General features: G+C 64.2%; 20 protein-coding genes. 15 read left to right on the forward strand and 5 right to left on the reverse strand.

The genetic code is table 11. From position 1 onward, the window contains the following. The first annotated feature begins 172 nt into the window (after nt 1–172). The 3 genes from EOB59_RS30035 (at nt 173) to EOB59_RS30050 (ending at nt 2,679) form a co-directional block, all read left to right on the forward strand. On the forward strand, nt 173–1,273 hold the full coding sequence (locus tag EOB59_RS30035) for a hypothetical protein (RefSeq protein ID WP_128289902.1): 1,101 nt from the start codon (nt 173–175) through the stop codon (nt 1,271–1,273). 352 nt (nt 1,274–1,625) lie between these two features. Beyond that, nucleotides 1,626–2,246: a nucleoside triphosphate hydrolase gene (locus EOB59_RS30045; RefSeq protein WP_128289903.1), complete on the forward strand. Its 621-nt coding sequence runs from the start codon at nt 1,626–1,628 to the stop codon at nt 2,244–2,246. An 85-nt stretch (nt 2,247–2,331) separates the two neighbouring features. Continuing rightward, on the forward strand, nt 2,332–2,679 hold the full coding sequence (locus tag EOB59_RS30050) for a hypothetical protein (RefSeq protein ID WP_128289904.1): 348 nt from the start codon (nt 2,332–2,334) through the stop codon (nt 2,677–2,679). Between the two features lie 23 nt (nt 2,680–2,702). Here the strand turns inward: EOB59_RS30050 and EOB59_RS30055 are convergent, their stop codons facing one another. From EOB59_RS30055 to EOB59_RS30065, 3 genes are all read right to left on the reverse strand, one after another. Next, entirely contained in the window at nt 2,703–3,407 is a 705-nt protein-coding gene (locus tag EOB59_RS30055) for a glutathione S-transferase N-terminal domain-containing protein (RefSeq protein ID WP_127808311.1), read from the reverse strand. A gap of 157 nt (nt 3,408–3,564) precedes the next feature. Further along, nucleotides 3,565–4,773: a beta-ketoacyl-[acyl-carrier-protein] synthase family protein gene (locus tag EOB59_RS30060; protein WP_128289905.1), complete on the reverse strand. Its 1,209-nt coding sequence runs from the start codon at nt 4,771–4,773 to the stop codon at nt 3,565–3,567. A 5-nt stretch (nt 4,774–4,778) separates the two neighbouring features. Continuing rightward, a complete protein-coding gene (locus tag EOB59_RS30065) occupies nt 4,779–5,033 on the reverse strand; it encodes an acyl carrier protein (protein ID WP_013528393.1) in 255 nt (84 codons plus the stop codon). Between the two features lie 222 nt (nt 5,034–5,255). Here EOB59_RS30065 and EOB59_RS30070 point away from each other — a divergent pair, with 222 nt between their 5' ends. From EOB59_RS30070 to EOB59_RS30090, 5 genes are read left to right on the forward strand one after another with little or no spacing between them, the layout of a single operon-like run. Beyond that, nucleotides 5,256–6,095, forward strand: coding sequence for an urease accessory protein UreD (locus tag EOB59_RS30070; protein ID WP_127808313.1), 840 nt, complete (start codon nt 5,256–5,258; stop codon nt 6,093–6,095). A gap of 28 nt (nt 6,096–6,123) precedes the next feature. Continuing rightward, the gene (locus EOB59_RS30075; RefSeq protein ID WP_127808314.1) at nt 6,124–6,426 is read left to right on the forward strand and encodes an urease subunit gamma; all 303 of its coding nucleotides are present in this window, start codon (nt 6,124–6,126) and stop codon (nt 6,424–6,426) included. Nucleotides 6,427–6,436: 10 nt separating this feature from the next. Beyond that, a complete protein-coding gene (locus tag EOB59_RS30080; protein WP_127383075.1) occupies nt 6,437–6,691 on the forward strand; it encodes a DUF1272 domain-containing protein in 255 nt (84 codons plus the stop codon). A gap of 33 nt (nt 6,692–6,724) precedes the next feature. Next, a complete protein-coding gene (locus EOB59_RS30085) occupies nt 6,725–7,312 on the forward strand; it encodes a HupE/UreJ family protein (RefSeq protein WP_127808315.1) in 588 nt (195 codons plus the stop codon). Between the two features lie 8 nt (nt 7,313–7,320). After that, on the forward strand, nt 7,321–7,626 hold the full coding sequence (locus tag EOB59_RS30090; protein ID WP_128289906.1) for an urease subunit beta: 306 nt from the start codon (nt 7,321–7,323) through the stop codon (nt 7,624–7,626). A 20-nt stretch (nt 7,627–7,646) separates the two neighbouring features. Here EOB59_RS30090 and EOB59_RS30095 read toward each other — a convergent pair whose 3' ends face one another. Together EOB59_RS30095 and EOB59_RS30100 are read right to left on the reverse strand one after the other, a co-directional pair. Further along, nucleotides 7,647–8,135 carry a hypothetical protein gene (locus EOB59_RS30095; RefSeq protein ID WP_128289907.1) on the reverse strand — a complete coding sequence of 163 codons (489 nt, stop codon included), beginning with the start codon at nt 8,133–8,135 and terminating at the stop codon, nt 7,647–7,649. Between the two features lie 129 nt (nt 8,136–8,264). Next, nucleotides 8,265–8,648, reverse strand: coding sequence for a hypothetical protein (locus EOB59_RS30100; protein ID WP_128289908.1), 384 nt, complete (start codon nt 8,646–8,648; stop codon nt 8,265–8,267). Nucleotides 8,649–8,812: 164 nt separating this feature from the next. Between EOB59_RS30100 and ureC the strand changes: the two genes are divergently transcribed. The 7 genes from ureC to EOB59_RS30140 all read left to right on the forward strand — a co-directional run bounded on the left by ureC (nt 8,813) and on the right by EOB59_RS30140 (nt 14,562). Further along, nucleotides 8,813–10,528 carry an urease subunit alpha gene (ureC, locus tag EOB59_RS30105; protein WP_164895794.1) on the forward strand — a complete coding sequence of 572 codons (1,716 nt, stop codon included), beginning with the start codon at nt 8,813–8,815 and terminating at the stop codon, nt 10,526–10,528. A 92-nt stretch (nt 10,529–10,620) separates the two neighbouring features. Then, nucleotides 10,621–11,214, forward strand: coding sequence for a hypothetical protein (locus EOB59_RS30110; protein ID WP_127396918.1), 594 nt, complete (start codon nt 10,621–10,623; stop codon nt 11,212–11,214). Nucleotides 11,215–11,376: 162 nt separating this feature from the next. Continuing rightward, complete coding sequence (gene ureE / locus EOB59_RS30120) at nt 11,377–11,970, forward strand: urease accessory protein UreE (RefSeq protein WP_128289910.1); 594 nt, start codon at nt 11,377–11,379, stop codon at nt 11,968–11,970. Continuing rightward, on the forward strand, nt 11,963–12,634 hold the full coding sequence (locus EOB59_RS30125; RefSeq protein WP_164895795.1) for an urease accessory protein UreF: 672 nt from the start codon (nt 11,963–11,965) through the stop codon (nt 12,632–12,634). Before ureE ends, EOB59_RS30125 begins: the two co-directional genes overlap by 8 nt. Continuing rightward, complete coding sequence (locus EOB59_RS30130; protein ID WP_128289912.1) at nt 12,631–13,071, forward strand: DUF3995 domain-containing protein; 441 nt, start codon at nt 12,631–12,633, stop codon at nt 13,069–13,071. The genes EOB59_RS30125 and EOB59_RS30130 overlap by 4 nt, the downstream gene beginning before the upstream one ends. Further along, nucleotides 13,068–13,712 (forward strand): urease accessory protein UreG, encoded by a 645-nt coding sequence (gene ureG / locus EOB59_RS30135; protein ID WP_127330455.1) that lies wholly within the window; start codon nt 13,068–13,070, stop codon nt 13,710–13,712. The genes EOB59_RS30130 and ureG overlap by 4 nt, the downstream gene beginning before the upstream one ends. An 82-nt stretch (nt 13,713–13,794) precedes the next feature. Further along, nucleotides 13,795–14,562 (forward strand): class II aldolase and adducin N-terminal domain-containing protein, encoded by a 768-nt coding sequence (locus EOB59_RS30140; protein ID WP_127383480.1) that lies wholly within the window; start codon nt 13,795–13,797, stop codon nt 14,560–14,562. Nucleotides 14,563–14,709 lie beyond the last annotated feature (147 nt).

Genomic DNA, 14,709 nt, shown 5'->3' on the forward strand with positions numbered 1-14,709 from the left:
GCACGCGGCAGCGTTCCCTCCCCCTTGTGGGGAGGGTTAGGGTGGGGGTCCTCTTCGAAAGACTCCATATGCGATGTGGGAGAGTGACAACTGATGCAAAATGCCTGCCGCAATGCTTGCGCAAGTGCCGCCGAACAGGCCAGTTTGCGCCTGCAGAATCGGTGAGAGCACAATGACCATCCACACCATCAAGGCCCGGGGCATTTCGGTTTCGCTCGACCTCACGGTCGGCCATATCGCCGACATGGTCGTCGAGGGTGGCGGACGACAGCTGAAGCCGCTGCATCGCGCGCCCTGGGTCGATGCGGGCGAGACGCTGCCGGACAATTTGCCGGAAGGCACGGTTCGGCTGTCCGGCGATTTTCTCTGCGCGCCGTTTTCGCGCAGCGATGTCGAGGAGGCGCCGCTGCATGGCTGGCCGGCCAACAGCGCCTGGGATGTCGTCGAAAGTGTCGCGACCGACGATGGCTGGGGCGCGGTCTATCGCCTGCGGCACAAGGTGATGGGCGCCAGCGTCGACAAGATCCTGACGCTGCGCGACGGCCATCCCTTCCTCTACCAGGAACATGTGTTTTCCGGCGGCCATGGTGCGATTTCGGTCGCGCATCACCCGATGACGGCAATGACGGGCGGCGGCAGGCTGGCCTTTTCGCCGAAGCGGTTTGCCGCGACGCTGGACGACCCGCTGGAGCCGGATCCCGCACGCGGCCGCTTCCTGCTGGCCTATCCGGCACGATCCGCCGATCTCGGCCGTTTTCCCGCCGCAGGCGGCGGTACGCTCGACCTGACGGAATACCGCATGGGCGACCTGCGCGAGGATTTCCTCACGCTGGTCGAGACGGATCATGGCGGACCGGGCTGGACCGCGCTTGCGCGCCAGGCCGAGGACGATCTGGTGCTGGTGCTGAAGAACCCTGCCGAGCTGCCGATCACCATGCTGTGGTTCAGCAATGGCGGGCGCGACTACGCGCCCTGGAGCGGTCGCCACCTGGGCGTGCTCGGCATCGAGGACGGCCGCGCCGCCGTCGGCCATGCCGCTTCGATCGGCGACAACTGGCTGAAGCGCGAAGGGGTAGCGACCGCCTTTGCGCTGGGCGAAAGCCAAAGCGTTTCCTTTCGCCATGTCATCGGCGCCATACCGCTGTCTGGCGGCGAGCCACCGCAGGAGCTCACGACGGCGGATGGCCGCATGCGGCTGACGGCCGGTGGCGCGGCGCGGGAGGTTTCCTTCGACAGCGATTTCCTGCGTATTGGGCAGCCTGTGGCTGCCTGAACGAACAGCACAGCTGACTTCTGTTCGTTCAAGGGTTCCCATCAATTGCCAAAGTTGGCGCCGCCCCTCACCTGCCTGCCGGCACCTCTCCCCGTATAGTGACGGGGAGAGGGGTGCTCTCATCACCGGTTTCGCCAACTACCAGCGTTACAGAGTAGGCGCCGAGATTGCGGCTGGCCCCTTCTCCCCGTCACTATACGGGGAGAAGTGCCCGGCAGGGCGATGAGGGGCGGCGCCAACTTTGGCAAAAGACCGCCTCCAATAGCTCAAATCCCGATTTGAAATTTCCGCCAACTGCCGACAAGATACAGCGGAAATTATCGTGCCGATCATCCAGGCCAGAGAGGCTCTCATGTCCGAAATCGCCCATCTCGCCGCCACCATCTTCAAACGCGCCGGCAAGGCAAACCGCTTCATCGTCGCCATTGCCGGTCCACCAGGCTCCGGCAAGTCGACGCTGTCGGCAAGGCTGCATGAACTGCTGCCCGAAGGTGCTTCGGAAGTCGTGCCGATGGACGGCTTCCACTATGACGACGCCGTGCTCGAGCGGCGCGGCCTGCGCGCGCGCAAGGGCGCGCCGGAAACCTTCGACTTTGCCGGGTTTGAGGCCCTGCTGAAGCGTATCCGTGCCGGCGAACCCGACATCGCCATCCCGGTCTTCGACCGCAGCATGGAACTGTCGCGCGCCGCCGCCTCGATCGTCGCCACGCAAACCAAGTTCATCCTGGTCGAGGGCAACTATCTGCTGCTCGACGAAGAGCCGTGGTCGCGGCTGGCGCCGCTGTTCGATTTCTCGATCTTCGTCGACGTGCCGCGCAACGAACTCGAGCGCCGGCTGATGGAGCGCTGGCACGGACATGGCCGCTCCGATGAAGATGCGCGCGCCTGGATCGCGTCCAACGACCTGCCCAACATCGAGCGCGTGCTCGCGCGGCGCCGGGCTGCCGATCTTGTGATCGGCCGTTCCGCTTGATTCGACGGATTGCGCAAGGGGAACCTTAAGACTTTCAGGCCGTTATCCCGACACGGCAATTGTGCCAAAAGAGGGATTCGGTCCAATGGCAATCAAGGCAAGAAAGCCCGCGCCCGCCAAGGGCAAGGCGACCCAATCCAAGGCCGGCGCCGGCCCGGCGATGACAGCCCGTTCGAAGGACGCCAAGCCGGCCTTCGGCAAGGCAGCGCCGAAGAAAGTGGTGCCGACCGCAGCGAAAGCCGCGCCGAAAGCCGCAAAGCCGAAGAAGCCCGCGAGTCCCAGCGACTCCCTGAGCGGCAGTGCGATGCGCACGGCCAAGGCGACGGCCAACGTCGCTGCCGGCGCGGTCATGGTCGCCGCCCGGGGTGCTGCGTCGCTCGCTGCTTCCGTCATGGGCAAAGGCGGTTCCAAGGCCAAAGCGAAGGCGAAATAGCCGCGCTTCGGAGGCTGGTTCGGCTATCCCTTGGCCGGGATGGTCAGGCCTTTCTGCACCGCCGGCCGCGCCAGGCCGCGCTCCAGCCATGTCGAGACATTGACGAAATCGTCAAAGCCGACGAGTTCGCGCGCTTCGTAGAAGCCGATCAGGTTGCGCACCCAGCCGAGCAGCGAGATGTCGGCGATGGTGTAGTCATTGCCCATGATCCACTTGCGCCCCTTCAGCCTGCCGTCGAGCACACCGAGCAGTCGCTTTGACTCGTCGCGATAGCGCTCCAGAGGGCGTTTGTCGGCGATCTGGCGACCGGCGAATTTGTGGAAGAAGCCGACCTGGCCGAACATCGGCCCGACCGAAGCCATCTGGAAGAACACCCACTGGATGGTCTCGTAGCGGCGCGCGGCATCGATGGGCATGAGCAGGCCGGTCTTTTCAGCGAGGTAGAGCAGGATGGCGCCGGATTCGAACAGGCCGATCGGCTTGCCGTCCGGACCGTTCGGATCGATGATCGCCGGTATCTTGCCGTTGGGATTGAGCGACAGGAATTCCGGTGTCCAGCTTTCGTTCTGGCCGATGTTGACCCAATGCGGCTCGTAGGGCAGGCCGAGTTCCTCCAGGGCAATCGATATCTTCACGCCGTTCGGCGTTGTTGCCGAATAGAGTTGGATCTGGTCCGGATTCTTGGCCGACCAACGCGTTGCGATCGGAAAGGCGGACAGGTCGGCCATGGAAACTCCTGAATGGGGATTCGCGCCGAGCGGCGCGGTTTGGCGGGGGGCCAAGAATTAGACGCGCGACACGGCACGATCAATATAGCGGTGACCATTTCGTCGTGCACGGACGGTCAACGGAACGGCCCGTTTGGGGCAGATCGCGCGCCTGGGCTCAAACAGCCTTGAAGGCCAGCACGGCATTGGTGCCGCCGAACGCGAAGCCGTTGCTGATCGCGGCGCGCACCTTGCGCTCGCGCGGGACATTCGGCGTGACGTCGAGGTCGCAATCGGGATCGGCCTCACGAAAATTGGCCGTCGGCGGCACGATGCCTTCGCGGATCGCCATCACGCAGGCGATCATCTCCAGCGCCCCCGATGCGCCGAGGCAATGGGCGTGCATCGACTTGGTCGACGACACCGAAAGCTTGTAGGCATGGTCGCCGAAGACGCGCTTGATCGCTGCCGTCTCGATCTGGTCGTTGGCCTTGGTGCCGGTGCCATGGGCGTTGAGGTAGTCGACATCCTCGGGATTGAAGCCGGCATCGGCCAGGCAGGCGCGCATGGCCGCCGTCGGCCCTTCGACGGTCGGCGCGACAATGTCGGACGCGTCGGCGGAAAGGCCGGCGCCGGCAATCTCGGCAAGGATGGTGGCACCGCGCGCCATGGCGTGTTCGTAGCTCTCCAGCACCGCCATGCCGGCGCCCTCGCCGAGCGACAGGCCCTGGCGATCTGCCGAGAATGGCCGGCAAGTGTCGGGTGCCAGCACCCGCAGCGCTTCCCAGCCCTTCAGAATACCCCAGACCAGCGGCGCATCGGTGCCGCCGGCGACCATCACATCGGCGCGGCCAAGCCTGATCTGGTCGACGGCCGAGGCGATGGCGTGGTTGGACGACGAGCAGGCCGAGGTGACGCCGAAGACCGGGCCGCGCAGGCCGAGATTCATGCTGACGTGGCCGGAGGCCGCACTTGGCATCACCTTTGGCACGGTGAAGATACCGGCGCGGTTCTTGCCCTCGATCAGGATGGCGCGATAGCTCTCTTCGATCGCCTCCCAGCCGCAGACGCCGACACCGACGACGGTGCCCATCCGATAGGTGGTGGCTTCATTCGAAACCAGGCCGGCCTGCTGCATGGCTTCTCTGGCTGCGATCGTCGCCAGCAGGCTGAAGCGGTCCATCGACACGGTCTGCTTGCGGTCGATTCCGTGATCGGGAAGTGCCTTGATTTCGCAGCCGACCTTGACCTTCAAATCATGCAGCTGGGGACTTGTGATCTGGCCGATGGCCGAGCGGCCGGCGCGCATCTCGTTCCAGATCGCGGGCGCGCTGGTGCCGAGCCCGCAAATGCCGCCCATGCCGGTGATGACAACGCGCTGCCGCATTCAGTTCAGGCTTTTTTCGCGATCAGCGCGCGCACAGCTTCGACCATGTCGCCGACATTCTTCAGATTGCTCCAGGCGTCGACCGTGTTCATCTCGATCTCGATGCCATACTCTTCCTCAAGATCGAAGATAATCTCCGTCAGCTCGAGCGAATGGATGCCAAGCGAGGTCAATTCGGTGGTGGTGGTGATTTCTTCGCCGCCGGGCTCGGCATGAGCCTTGATCTTCGCGATGATATCCGTTGCCAGCTGGTCGGCCATTCGGTTCCTTCCCCACTATCTCGACGTTTCCCGACGCCAACTGAGCAGCGCCCCTTTTTCTCCTGGTATCAAGCCACCGTCGTCGTTTAATACCCTCGCCAAGCGCAGCATGACCGTACCAAGGTGGTTCCCTCTATAGAAACCGAAACGTTGTCAAGCAACAAGCTATATCGAACTCCATATCGACAAAGCCGACGGAGTGCTTAACGTGCAGGCATGGATATGGGCGAACCTAACGGCGAACATGACGGGATTTCGACGCAGCGCGTTGCGGGCGTCGCGCGGCTTTCCTGCGCGCTCAGTGAGGGCCGCACGCGCCTGCGGCGCCTCTATCAGGACGGCGCCGCCAAGATAAGAATGCCGGCCGTCTCGACCGATCCGCTCGAAGCGGTGCTGATCAACACCGCCGGCGGGATGACCGGCGGCGACCGTATCGCCTGGGAGGTGGATGTCGGCGCGGCCGCTTCGGCGTCGATCACCACGCAGGCCTGCGAGAAGATCTACCGGGCGGCATCCAACCGTGCCGAAGTGCGAGTCAATTTGTCGGTCGGCGAAAATGGCCGGATCGCCTGGCTGCCGCAGGAAACCATCGCCTTCGACCGGGCGGCCTTTGCCCGCACGCTCGAGGTCGAGCTTGCCGTCGGCGCCGAGGCGCTGGTGCTGGAAGCCGCCGTTTTCGGCCGCCTGGCGATGGGCGAACGCGCCACGCAGGGCGACTTCCATGACCGCTGGCGTGTGCGCCAGGATGGCGCCCTCATTCATGCCGAGGATTTCCGCATCGGACCCGATATCGCCGCCACGCTCGACCGCCCGGCGGTTGCCGGCGGCGCGATTGCGGTGGCGACGCTGCTTCTGGTGTCGCCACGCGCCGAGGCCCTGCTCGACCGGGTTCTGGAGATCGTCGGCGACCACGGCAGCGCCAGCGTCTGGAGCGTGAAGAAATCTGGCAAGCTTCTTGCGAGGCTCTACGCCGGGGACGGCTACCGGCTGCGCCAGCGGCTGGTTCCACTCGTCGAATTGCTTAACGGAAGGGCGGGGTTGCCCAAATTATGGTCACTATAGGCCTGTCTCTACCAATCCAGGGAAACGCATGAACCTGACGCCGAGGGAAAAGGACAAGCTGCTGATCGCCATGGCGGCGATCGTGGCGCGCAAGCGGCTCGAACGCGGCATCAAGCTCAACCATCCGGAAGCGATCGCGCTGATCACCGACTTCGTCGTCGAAGGCGCCCGCGACGGCCGTCCGGTCGCCGAACTGATGGAAGCCGGCGCTCATGTCGTCAGCCGCGCGCAAGTCATGGAAGGCATCGCCGAGATGATCCATGACGTGCAGGTCGAGGCGACTTTTCCCGACGGCACCAAGCTGGTGACCGTGCACGAACCGATCCGTTGAGGAGGACAGGATGCTGGAGCTGCGTCCCAACTGCGAATGCTGCGACAAGGACCTGCCGCCGGAGGCGACGGATGCGCTGATCTGCACCTTCGAGTGCACCTTTTGCGCCGGATGCGTGGAACAGGTGTTGGGCGGCATCTGCCCCAATTGCGGCGGTGGTTTTTCGGCGCGGCCGATCCGCCCGCCAGCGATGCTGAAGAAATATCCGGCGTCGCGCAGACGCGTTCTCAAGGCTGAAGGCTGCGGTCCCAGCAAGGCGGCGTAAACACCAGACCGAGCAAAACGAAAGGCAAATAGAATGATCCCTGCCAAACGCCTCTGCCTGTCGGCGATCCTGCTGCTGGCCGCTGCCATGCCGGCCTATGCTCATGTCGGCATCGGCACGGCCTCCTCCTTCACGGCCGGCTTCATGCACCCGCTTTCCGGGCTCGATCACATGACGGTGATGGTCGCGGTCGGGCTGTGGGCGGCGCTCAAGGGCGGCAAGGCGGTTCTTGCCTGGCCGGCGGCCTTTGTCGGCGTCATGCTGGTCGGCGGCGCGCTGGGCATGCTGCACATGCCGCTGCCCTTCGTCGAACCGGGCATACTGGCATCGGTCGTGACGCTCGGGCTGCTGGTGGCGCTGGCGATCGATCTGCCGGTCTCGGCCGGGGTCGCCATCATCGGCCTGTTCGCACTTTTCCACGGCCACGCGCATGGCACCGAGGTGCCGGAGAATGCCGGCGGGCTTGAATACATGGCCGGCTTTGCCATCGCCACGCTGTTGCTGCATGCCGCCGGCATCGCTGCCGGTCTCAGTCTCGGCATCCGGTTCCGTGGAGTGGCCCGTGCTGCCGGTGCCGCCTGCGCGGCGATCGGCATCGGTCTCGCCTTCGGCATCGTGTGAGGGTGACCATGATCCCCGGTGAAATCATCACGGTGAGCGGCGACATCGAGCTCAACAAGGGCCTGCCGACCGTCACCCTGAAAGTCGCCAACAGCGGCGACCGGCCGGTCCAGGTCGGCAGCCACTACCATTTCTTCGAGACCAATGAGGGGCTGAAATTCGACCGCGAGCGCGCCAGGGGCATGCGTCTCGACATTGCCGCAGGCACGGCCACGCGTTTCGAGCCGGGCCAGGAGCGCGACGTCACGCTGGTGCCGCTCGGCGGCAAGCGCGAGATCTACGGATTTCAGCAGAAGGTGATGGGCAAGCTGTGAGATCTTCCAGCGCGCTCAGCTCAGTTCGATGGCTTGGCCGCGGCGTAGATGACGACCTTCCCGGGATCATCGAATTCGACGGCGAGGACATCCTGCGCCTGCACGCGCCGCGATTCGATGGCGTTGAACAGCAGCGCGTTGGCCTCGATCTCCTTGCGCAGCTCCGTGATGTCGTCTTGATGCTGCTTGACCTTGCTTTCGATCTCCGGCGGCGGGCCGCCTTCGCTGCGCGCGGCGTCGGTGAGGAACACGATGTCGACCTTGTCGAGCTTGGACGTCTTGCGCACCGTACCGATGTTTTCACGCGTGCGGTCGATCGCCGTGTTGACGCTGCGGGCCTCAGCGGTGGCCTTGGCCTCTTCCTGCTTGACCTGCGAGCCGACGATGCGGTTGACGGTCTCCGTGCTTTCGAGCCCTTGCGCCTTCAATCCGGTAGCAGGACCAGCAGCCGCCAGGAACGCCGTGGCGGCGACTGCCCGCATCCCGGTCGAGAAAGAAGTGATCGCCATCGCTCGCTCCTGAGAGAAGTCGTTTCGGGACGCGGGTTAGCGCGAAAAGAACAAAACGAATGCCGCCCGGCGAAGGTTCCTTTCCCGATCCGGCCGGCCGGCCGAATGCCGGCCCGCCGTGCCGTCTCGTCAGCTCGCCTTCTTGGTGATCAAGGTCAGTGCGCCATTGGGTTCCATGCTGGCCGCGACCACCTGCGCCGAGCTCATTCCCTTGGCCTCCAGCGCCGACTTCACCTTGGGTGTGGCATCGATCGAGCTGCGCAGTTTCTTCAAGCCGTCATCGCCGCGCTGGGCGATCACCTGGTTGACCTGCGTCTGGGTGTCCTTTGGCAACTCGGTGATGTCGACGATGTTGACGCTCTGGATCGTCGGCACCGCAGGCTGAGCCTGGGGCGTGGCTGGAGCAGGCGTCGCCGGCGCCGGAGCGGGCTGTGGCGCGGGTTGCTGCTGGGCACTGGCGGCGCCCGCCAGCATCAGGCTGGCTGCGGCGGCAAGAATAATCGTTTTGCGCATGGATTTTCCTTTCCATCGATTGGCAAACGGTCGGTCTGGGGTGACCCCCTAACCTCAACCGCCAAATGGGATCAGAAGGTGTCGCCCAGCGGGTCATTGCGTGACCATAGGATGGCAGCAATGTGCAGCACCGCTCCAATCCAACCGCATTTCAGGAGCAATCGCTGATGGCCAGAATTACCCGCGCCGCCTATGCGCAGATGTATGGCCCGACGGTCGGCGACAAAGTGCGCCTTGCCGACACCGAACTGTTCATCGAGGTCGAGAAGGATCTCACCATCCATGGCGAAGAGGTGAAATTCGGCGGCGGCAAGGTGATCCGCGACGGCATGGGCCAGAGCCAGGTTTCCAGGGCGCAAGGCGCCGTCGATACCGTGATCACCAACGCGCTGGTGGTGGACGCCAGCGCCGGCATCTTCAAGGCCGATATCGGGCTTCGCGACGGCCGTATCGCGGCCATCGGCAAGGCCGGCAATCCTGACACGCAGGATGGCGTCACCATCATCATCGGCCCCGGCACCGAGATCATCGCCGGCGAAGGCAAGATCCTGACGGCAGGCGGCTTCGATGCGCATATCCACTTCATCTGCCCGCAGCAGATCGAGGAAGCGCTGATGTCAGGCATCACCACCATGCTCGGCGGCGGCACCGGTCCGGCGCACGGCACGCTGGCCACCACCTGTACGCCGGGACCATGGCACATGGCCCGCATGATCCAGTCCTTCGATGCCTTCCCGATGAACATCGGCCTGTCGGGCAAGGGCAATGCCTCGTTGCCCGCCGCGCTCGAGGAAATGGTGCTGGGCGGCGCCTGCTCGCTGAAGCTGCACGAAGACTGGGGCACGACGCCGGCGGCCATCGATTGCTGCCTGTCGGTCGCCGACGACTACGACGTGCAGGTGATGATCCATACCGATACGCTGAACGAATCCGGCTTTGTCGAGAACACGGTCGCTGCCATCAAAGGCCGCACCATCCACGCCTTCCACACCGAGGGCGCCGGCGGCGGCCACGCACCCGACATCATCAAGGTCTGCGGCCTGCCCAACGTCATCCCGTCCTCGACCAACCCGACGCGGCCCTACACGGTCAACACGCTGGCCGAGCATCTCGACATGCTGATGGTCTGCCATCATTTGTCGCCGTCGATCCCCGAGGATATCGCCTTTGCCGAAAGCCGCATCCGCAAGGAGACCATCGCGGCCGAAGACATTTTGCACGACATCGGTGCCTTCTCGATCATCTCGTCGGACAGCCAGGCCATGGGCCGCGTCGGCGAAGTCGCGATCCGCACCTGGCAGACCGCCGACAAGATGAAGCGCCAGCGCGGCTCGCTGCCGCAGGAGACCGGCAACAACGACAATTTCCGCGTCCGCCGCTACATCGCCAAATACACGATCAACCCGGCCATCGCGCATGGGCTGTCGAAAGACATCGGCTCGATCGCGGTCGGCAAGCGCGCCGACCTGGTGCTGTGGAACCCGGCCTTCTTCGGCGTCAAGCCGGACATGGTGCTGATCGGCGGCATGATCGCCGCAGCACCGATGGGCGACCCCAACGCCTCGATCCCGACGCCGCAGCCGATGCACTACCGGCCGATGTTCGGCGCCTATGGCAAGGCCAGGACAAACTCGTCGGTGACCTTTGTTTCGAAAGCCGCGCTCGAGTCAGGCCTGCATGGCAGGCTTGGCGTCGACAAGCAGTTCGTCGCCGTCGAGAACACCCGCGGCGGCATCGGCAAGCATTCGATGGTGCTCAACGACGCCACGCCGCATGTCGAAGTCGATCCGGAAACCTACGAGGTGCGTGCCGACGGCGAGCTTTTGACCTGCGAGCCGGCGACGGTGCTGCCGATGGCGCAGAGATACTTTCTGTTCTGAAGCGGCGATTCGACGGGGCGAGCATTATCCGTTGCAGCCCTTGGTGGGAGGCAGCAATATGCGGCCGACCAACAGTTGCATTGTGATCGAGCATGGCCACCGAAATCGCTTCCGCCCACGACATTTTCCCGCATATCCGCATCGTCATGGGCATGGTGATCGGGCTTGGCGTCGCCCGCCTGCTGTCGGGGGTGGCGCGCATCGTCCAGCATCCCGGCCAGTACAAGCTCTATCCCGTGCATCTGGCCTGGGTCGTCTCGGTGCTCCTGATGCTGGTGCATTTCTGGTGGTGGGAGTTCGGCCTCTACGCCATCGAGACCTGGACCTTCGGCAAGTACCTGTTCATCATCTTCTACGCGATCACGCTGTTCCTGCTGTGCGCGCTTTTGTTTCCCGATTCGATGCTGGACTACACCAGCTACGAGGATTTCTTCTATTCGCGCCGTGCGTGGTTCTTCGGCCTGCTGGCTGCGACCTACCTGCTCGACGTGGTCGACACGCTGCTGAAAGGGCCAGAGCATTTCGCCCGCTTCGGCAGCGAGTATCTGTTCCGCACGCCGGTCTTCGTTGCGCTGTGTATCGTCGCGATCCTGGTGCGCGACCGCCGCTTCCACATCGCCTTCGTCACGGCGGCGCTCATTTATCAGATATCGTTCATCCTGCGGCTCTTCGACACCATCGTCTGAGCGAACGCGATGGTCTAGCTTGTTCGGGAAAGGCAGGTTTGCGCATGTACAAGGCCGTCGGATCGCGGGGATCCCGGGTCAGCCGCGCGTCAACGCCTATTTCGACCGCGTGCTGGCACGGCCCGCCCGTGCACGGGCGCAAGCAAATGGGGGATCCATGAAATGAAGCTCAACCTCAACACCGACTTCACCAAATTCCCGCGCGCCGTCTCCGTACTGTCCGCCGGCAATGCCGGAACCACCCTACCGTCAGGCCGGGCCATTCTCGCCCATGACGAGCGGCATCTGCGCCGCCGCGCCATCGAGCTTGCCGACGGCAGCAAGGTGCTGGTCGACCTGCCCGAACCCGTCGCCTTGAACGATGGCGACCGGCTGGTGCTGGAGGATGGCGGCCATGTCGAGATCATCGCGGCGCCGGAAGAGGTCTATGACATCCGGGCTCGCGACGGCGTGCATCTGGCCGAGCTCGCCTGGCACATCGGCAACCGCCATCTCGCAGCAAGCATCGAGGCCGGTCGCATCCTCATCCTGCGCGACCATGTCATCAAGGCGATGCTGGAGGGGCTCGGCGCCACGGTGGCCGACGTTTCCGAACCGTTCAAGCCGGTGCGCGGCGCCTATTCCGGGCATGGCGGGCAAAGCCACGATCACGGCCATGCGCATGCCCACAGCCACGCCGAAGCGCACAGCCATTCTCATGGCGAATCGCATGCCCATTCGCACAGTCATGCCGGCCATCACCACGACCATGACTGACCAGCCTTCGAATATCGCCCTGCTGCGGCTGATGGCGTGGCTGTCGCCTGCCTTTCCGGTCGGCGGCTTTTCCTACAGCCATGGTCTCGAGCGCGCGGTGCATGACGGGCTGGTTGCCGATGCCGGGAGCCTGACCGGCTGGCTGGAAACGCTTGTCGAGATCGGTTCGGGCTGGAACGACGCCGTGCTGTTCGCCGAGAGTTGGCGCCGGGCACGCGGCACCGGTGATCTCGATGAAGTGGCGGCACTCGCCGAGGCGCTGGCCGGCTCGCGCGAACGCCACACCGAGACCATGCTGCAGGGTGCGGCCTTCCTCAAAGCGGCGGCAGCCTGGCCTAATCCAGCGCTGGCGCGTTTGCCGGCCGAATGCGCCTATTGCGTCGCCGTCGGCGCCATCGCCGGCGGCAATTCAATTGCACTTCCCGATGCGCTGTCCGCCTTCCTGCAGGCCTTCTTCTCCAACCTCGCCCAGGCGGCGATCCGGCTTGGCGTCGTCGGCCAGAGCGGCGCGACCACGTTGTTAGCCGGCTTCGAGCCGCTGGCGCTGATGACCGCAAGCCGCGCCGCGCGCTCGACATTGGACGATCTCGGTGGCTGCGCCTTCGTCTCCGATGTCATGGCGATGAAGCACGAAACCCAGTATTCGCGGCTGTTCCGCTCATGACTTTTCTCGCCTTCGCGCTCTCCCTTGTTCTGCTGCTGATTACCACGCTGCATGTCTATTGGGGCCTTGGCGGCATCTGGCCGGGCCAGGATGCGGCCTCCTGCGCCCGCGCCGTTGTCGGCTTTCGCGGCGTCGATGAAATGCCGACGCCGTTTGCCAGTTTCGCCGTTGCCGCGTGTCTCTGCCTGGCGACACTATGGCCGCTGGCGCTCATGGGCGTCTTTGCCTCGCCCTTTCCCCGGGAAGGCCTCGCCGCCACTTCGCTGCTCATCGGCCTGGTGTTCCTGGGTCGCGGCATAGCCGGCTTCACGCCATGGTGGCGGCGGCTGGCGCCGGAACAGCCTTTCGCGCGGCTCGATGTCCGCTATTATTCGCCGCTCTGCCTGTTGATCGGGCTCGGCTTTGCCATCCTCGCCATCACGGAGTTTCCCGCATGACACAGACAAATGGTCCGCTGCGCGTCGGCATTGGCGGCCCGGTCGGTTCGGGCAAGACGACGCTGACCGAAAAGCTGTGCAAGGCGCTGCGCGACGAGTTTTCCATCGCCGTCGTCACCAACGACATCTACACCAAGGAAGACGCCATGATGCTGGCGCGGCTGCAGGCACTGCCCGAGGACCGCATCATGGGTGTCGAGACCGGCGGCTGCCCGCACACCGCCATCCGCGAGGATGCGTCGATCAATCTGCAGGCAATCGCCGAAATGAACAGGAAATTCCCGGATCTCGACATCGTCTTCATCGAATCCGGCGGCGACAATCTTGCCGCGACCTTCTCGCCCGACCTCGCCGACCTGACGCTCTATGTCATCTCGGTTTGCCAGGGCGAGGAGATTCCGCGCAAGGGCGGGCCGGCGATCACCCGCTCCGATTTCCTGGTGATCAACAAGAGCGATCTTGCTCCTTACGTGAACGTCAACCTCGATGTCATGGAGAGCGACGCCGGCCGCATGCGCGGCAAGCGGCCGTTCGGCTTCACCGACCTGTCGCGCGGCAAGGGGCTGCAGGAGGTGATCGATTTCATCATCGAGCATGGCGGCCTGCGAGCCAGCGGTGCCGCTGCCAGCACGGCAGCGTGAGATAGCCATCCCTGCACCAACCAAAACCGGTTGCGGACATGGGCTGGCCACGGCATTCTTGCCGAAACCGGAGGATTTTAGGATGAGCCTTGCCCGTCTGCAAAAGGAAACGCTGACCAACCTGCCCTACTATGAGGAGCGCGTCGATCTTGCCTGCGCTTTCCGCTGGACGGCACGGCTCAACATGCATGAGGCGGTGGCCAATCACTTCTCGCTGGCCGTCAATGATGGCGGGACACAGTTCCTGATGAACCCCAACCAGGTGCATTTCTCGCGCATCAAGGCGAGCGACCTTCTGATGATCGATGCCAACGATCCAGAAACGCTCTCCGGCCCCGATGCGCCCGACCCAACGGCGTGGGGACTGCATGGCGCCATCCATCGCAATGTGCGCCACGCGCGCTGTGTCATGCATGTGCATTCGATCCACGCCACGGTGCTGGCATCGCTCGCTGACTCGACACTGCCGCCGATCGACCAGAATTCGGCGATGTTCTTCAATCGCCATGTCGTGGACGCGCACTATGGCGGGCTGGCCTTCGAGGAGGAGGGCGAGCGCTGCTCGCAGCTTCTCGTCGATCCCAAGGTCAAGGTGATGGTGATGGGCAATCACGGCGTGCTGGTCATCGGCGACACGGTCGCCGATGCCTTCAACCGCATGTTCTATTTCGAACGCGCCGCCGAGACCTACATCAAGGCGCTGTGGACCGGCCGCCCGCTGCGCACGCTTTCCGACGCGATCGCAGAAAAGGCCGCGAGCGAGATGGACGACTATCCCGGCCAGGCCGAACGCCATCTCAGCGAGTTGAAGGCGATCCTCGACGAGCAGGAACCGGCCTACCGGAATTGAGTGTCCAGCCGATAGATGGGTAACAGTTTGAACCGGATAGATAGGTAACAGTTTTCCCCCTTATGATGGGTTCGCGGCAGCGCCAAGCGGTTGGGTTGGCGCGGCGCTGCGGCGAACCAGTTTCCTGTGCTTGTGGTCGATGAAGCC

The sequence above is a fragment of the Mesorhizobium sp. M7A.F.Ca.MR.176.00.0.0 genome (assembly GCF_004023165.1).
Taxonomy (GTDB): Bacteria; Pseudomonadota; Alphaproteobacteria; order Rhizobiales; family Rhizobiaceae; genus Mesorhizobium.

Bases quoted from the DNA above. Each gene is read 5' to 3' on its own strand.
- EOB59_RS30035 (WP_128289902.1), top strand. From the start codon at position 173: ATGACCATCCACACCATCAAGGCCCGGGGCATTTCGGTTTCGCTCGAC.
- EOB59_RS30045 (WP_128289903.1), top strand. From the start codon at position 1,626: ATGTCCGAAATCGCCCATCTCGCCGCCACCATCTTCAAACGCGCCGGC.
- EOB59_RS30050 (WP_128289904.1), top strand. From the start codon at position 2,332: ATGGCAATCAAGGCAAGAAAGCCCGCGCCCGCCAAGGGCAAGGCGACC.
- EOB59_RS30055 (WP_127808311.1), bottom strand. From the start codon at position 3,407: ATGGCCGACCTGTCCGCCTTTCCGATCGCAACGCGTTGGTCGGCCAAG.
- EOB59_RS30060 (WP_128289905.1), bottom strand. From the start codon at position 4,773: ATGCGGCAGCGCGTTGTCATCACCGGCATGGGCGGCATTTGCGGGCTC.
- EOB59_RS30065 (WP_013528393.1), bottom strand. From the start codon at position 5,033: ATGGCCGACCAGCTGGCAACGGATATCATCGCGAAGATCAAGGCTCAT.
- EOB59_RS30070 (WP_127808313.1), top strand. From the start codon at position 5,256: ATGGGCGAACCTAACGGCGAACATGACGGGATTTCGACGCAGCGCGTT.
- EOB59_RS30075 (WP_127808314.1), top strand. From the start codon at position 6,124: ATGAACCTGACGCCGAGGGAAAAGGACAAGCTGCTGATCGCCATGGCG.
- EOB59_RS30080 (WP_127383075.1), top strand. From the start codon at position 6,437: ATGCTGGAGCTGCGTCCCAACTGCGAATGCTGCGACAAGGACCTGCCG.
- EOB59_RS30085 (WP_127808315.1), top strand. From the start codon at position 6,725: ATGATCCCTGCCAAACGCCTCTGCCTGTCGGCGATCCTGCTGCTGGCC.
- EOB59_RS30090 (WP_128289906.1), top strand. From the start codon at position 7,321: ATGATCCCCGGTGAAATCATCACGGTGAGCGGCGACATCGAGCTCAAC.
- EOB59_RS30095 (WP_128289907.1), bottom strand. From the start codon at position 8,135: ATGGCGATCACTTCTTTCTCGACCGGGATGCGGGCAGTCGCCGCCACG.
- EOB59_RS30100 (WP_128289908.1), bottom strand. From the start codon at position 8,648: ATGCGCAAAACGATTATTCTTGCCGCCGCAGCCAGCCTGATGCTGGCG.
- EOB59_RS30110 (WP_127396918.1), top strand. From the start codon at position 10,621: ATGGCCACCGAAATCGCTTCCGCCCACGACATTTTCCCGCATATCCGC.
- ureE (WP_128289910.1), top strand. From the start codon at position 11,377: ATGAAGCTCAACCTCAACACCGACTTCACCAAATTCCCGCGCGCCGTC.
- EOB59_RS30125 (WP_164895795.1), top strand. From the start codon at position 11,963: ATGACTGACCAGCCTTCGAATATCGCCCTGCTGCGGCTGATGGCGTGG.
- EOB59_RS30130 (WP_128289912.1), top strand. From the start codon at position 12,631: ATGACTTTTCTCGCCTTCGCGCTCTCCCTTGTTCTGCTGCTGATTACC.
- ureG (WP_127330455.1), top strand. From the start codon at position 13,068: ATGACACAGACAAATGGTCCGCTGCGCGTCGGCATTGGCGGCCCGGTC.
- EOB59_RS30140 (WP_127383480.1), top strand. From the start codon at position 13,795: ATGAGCCTTGCCCGTCTGCAAAAGGAAACGCTGACCAACCTGCCCTAC.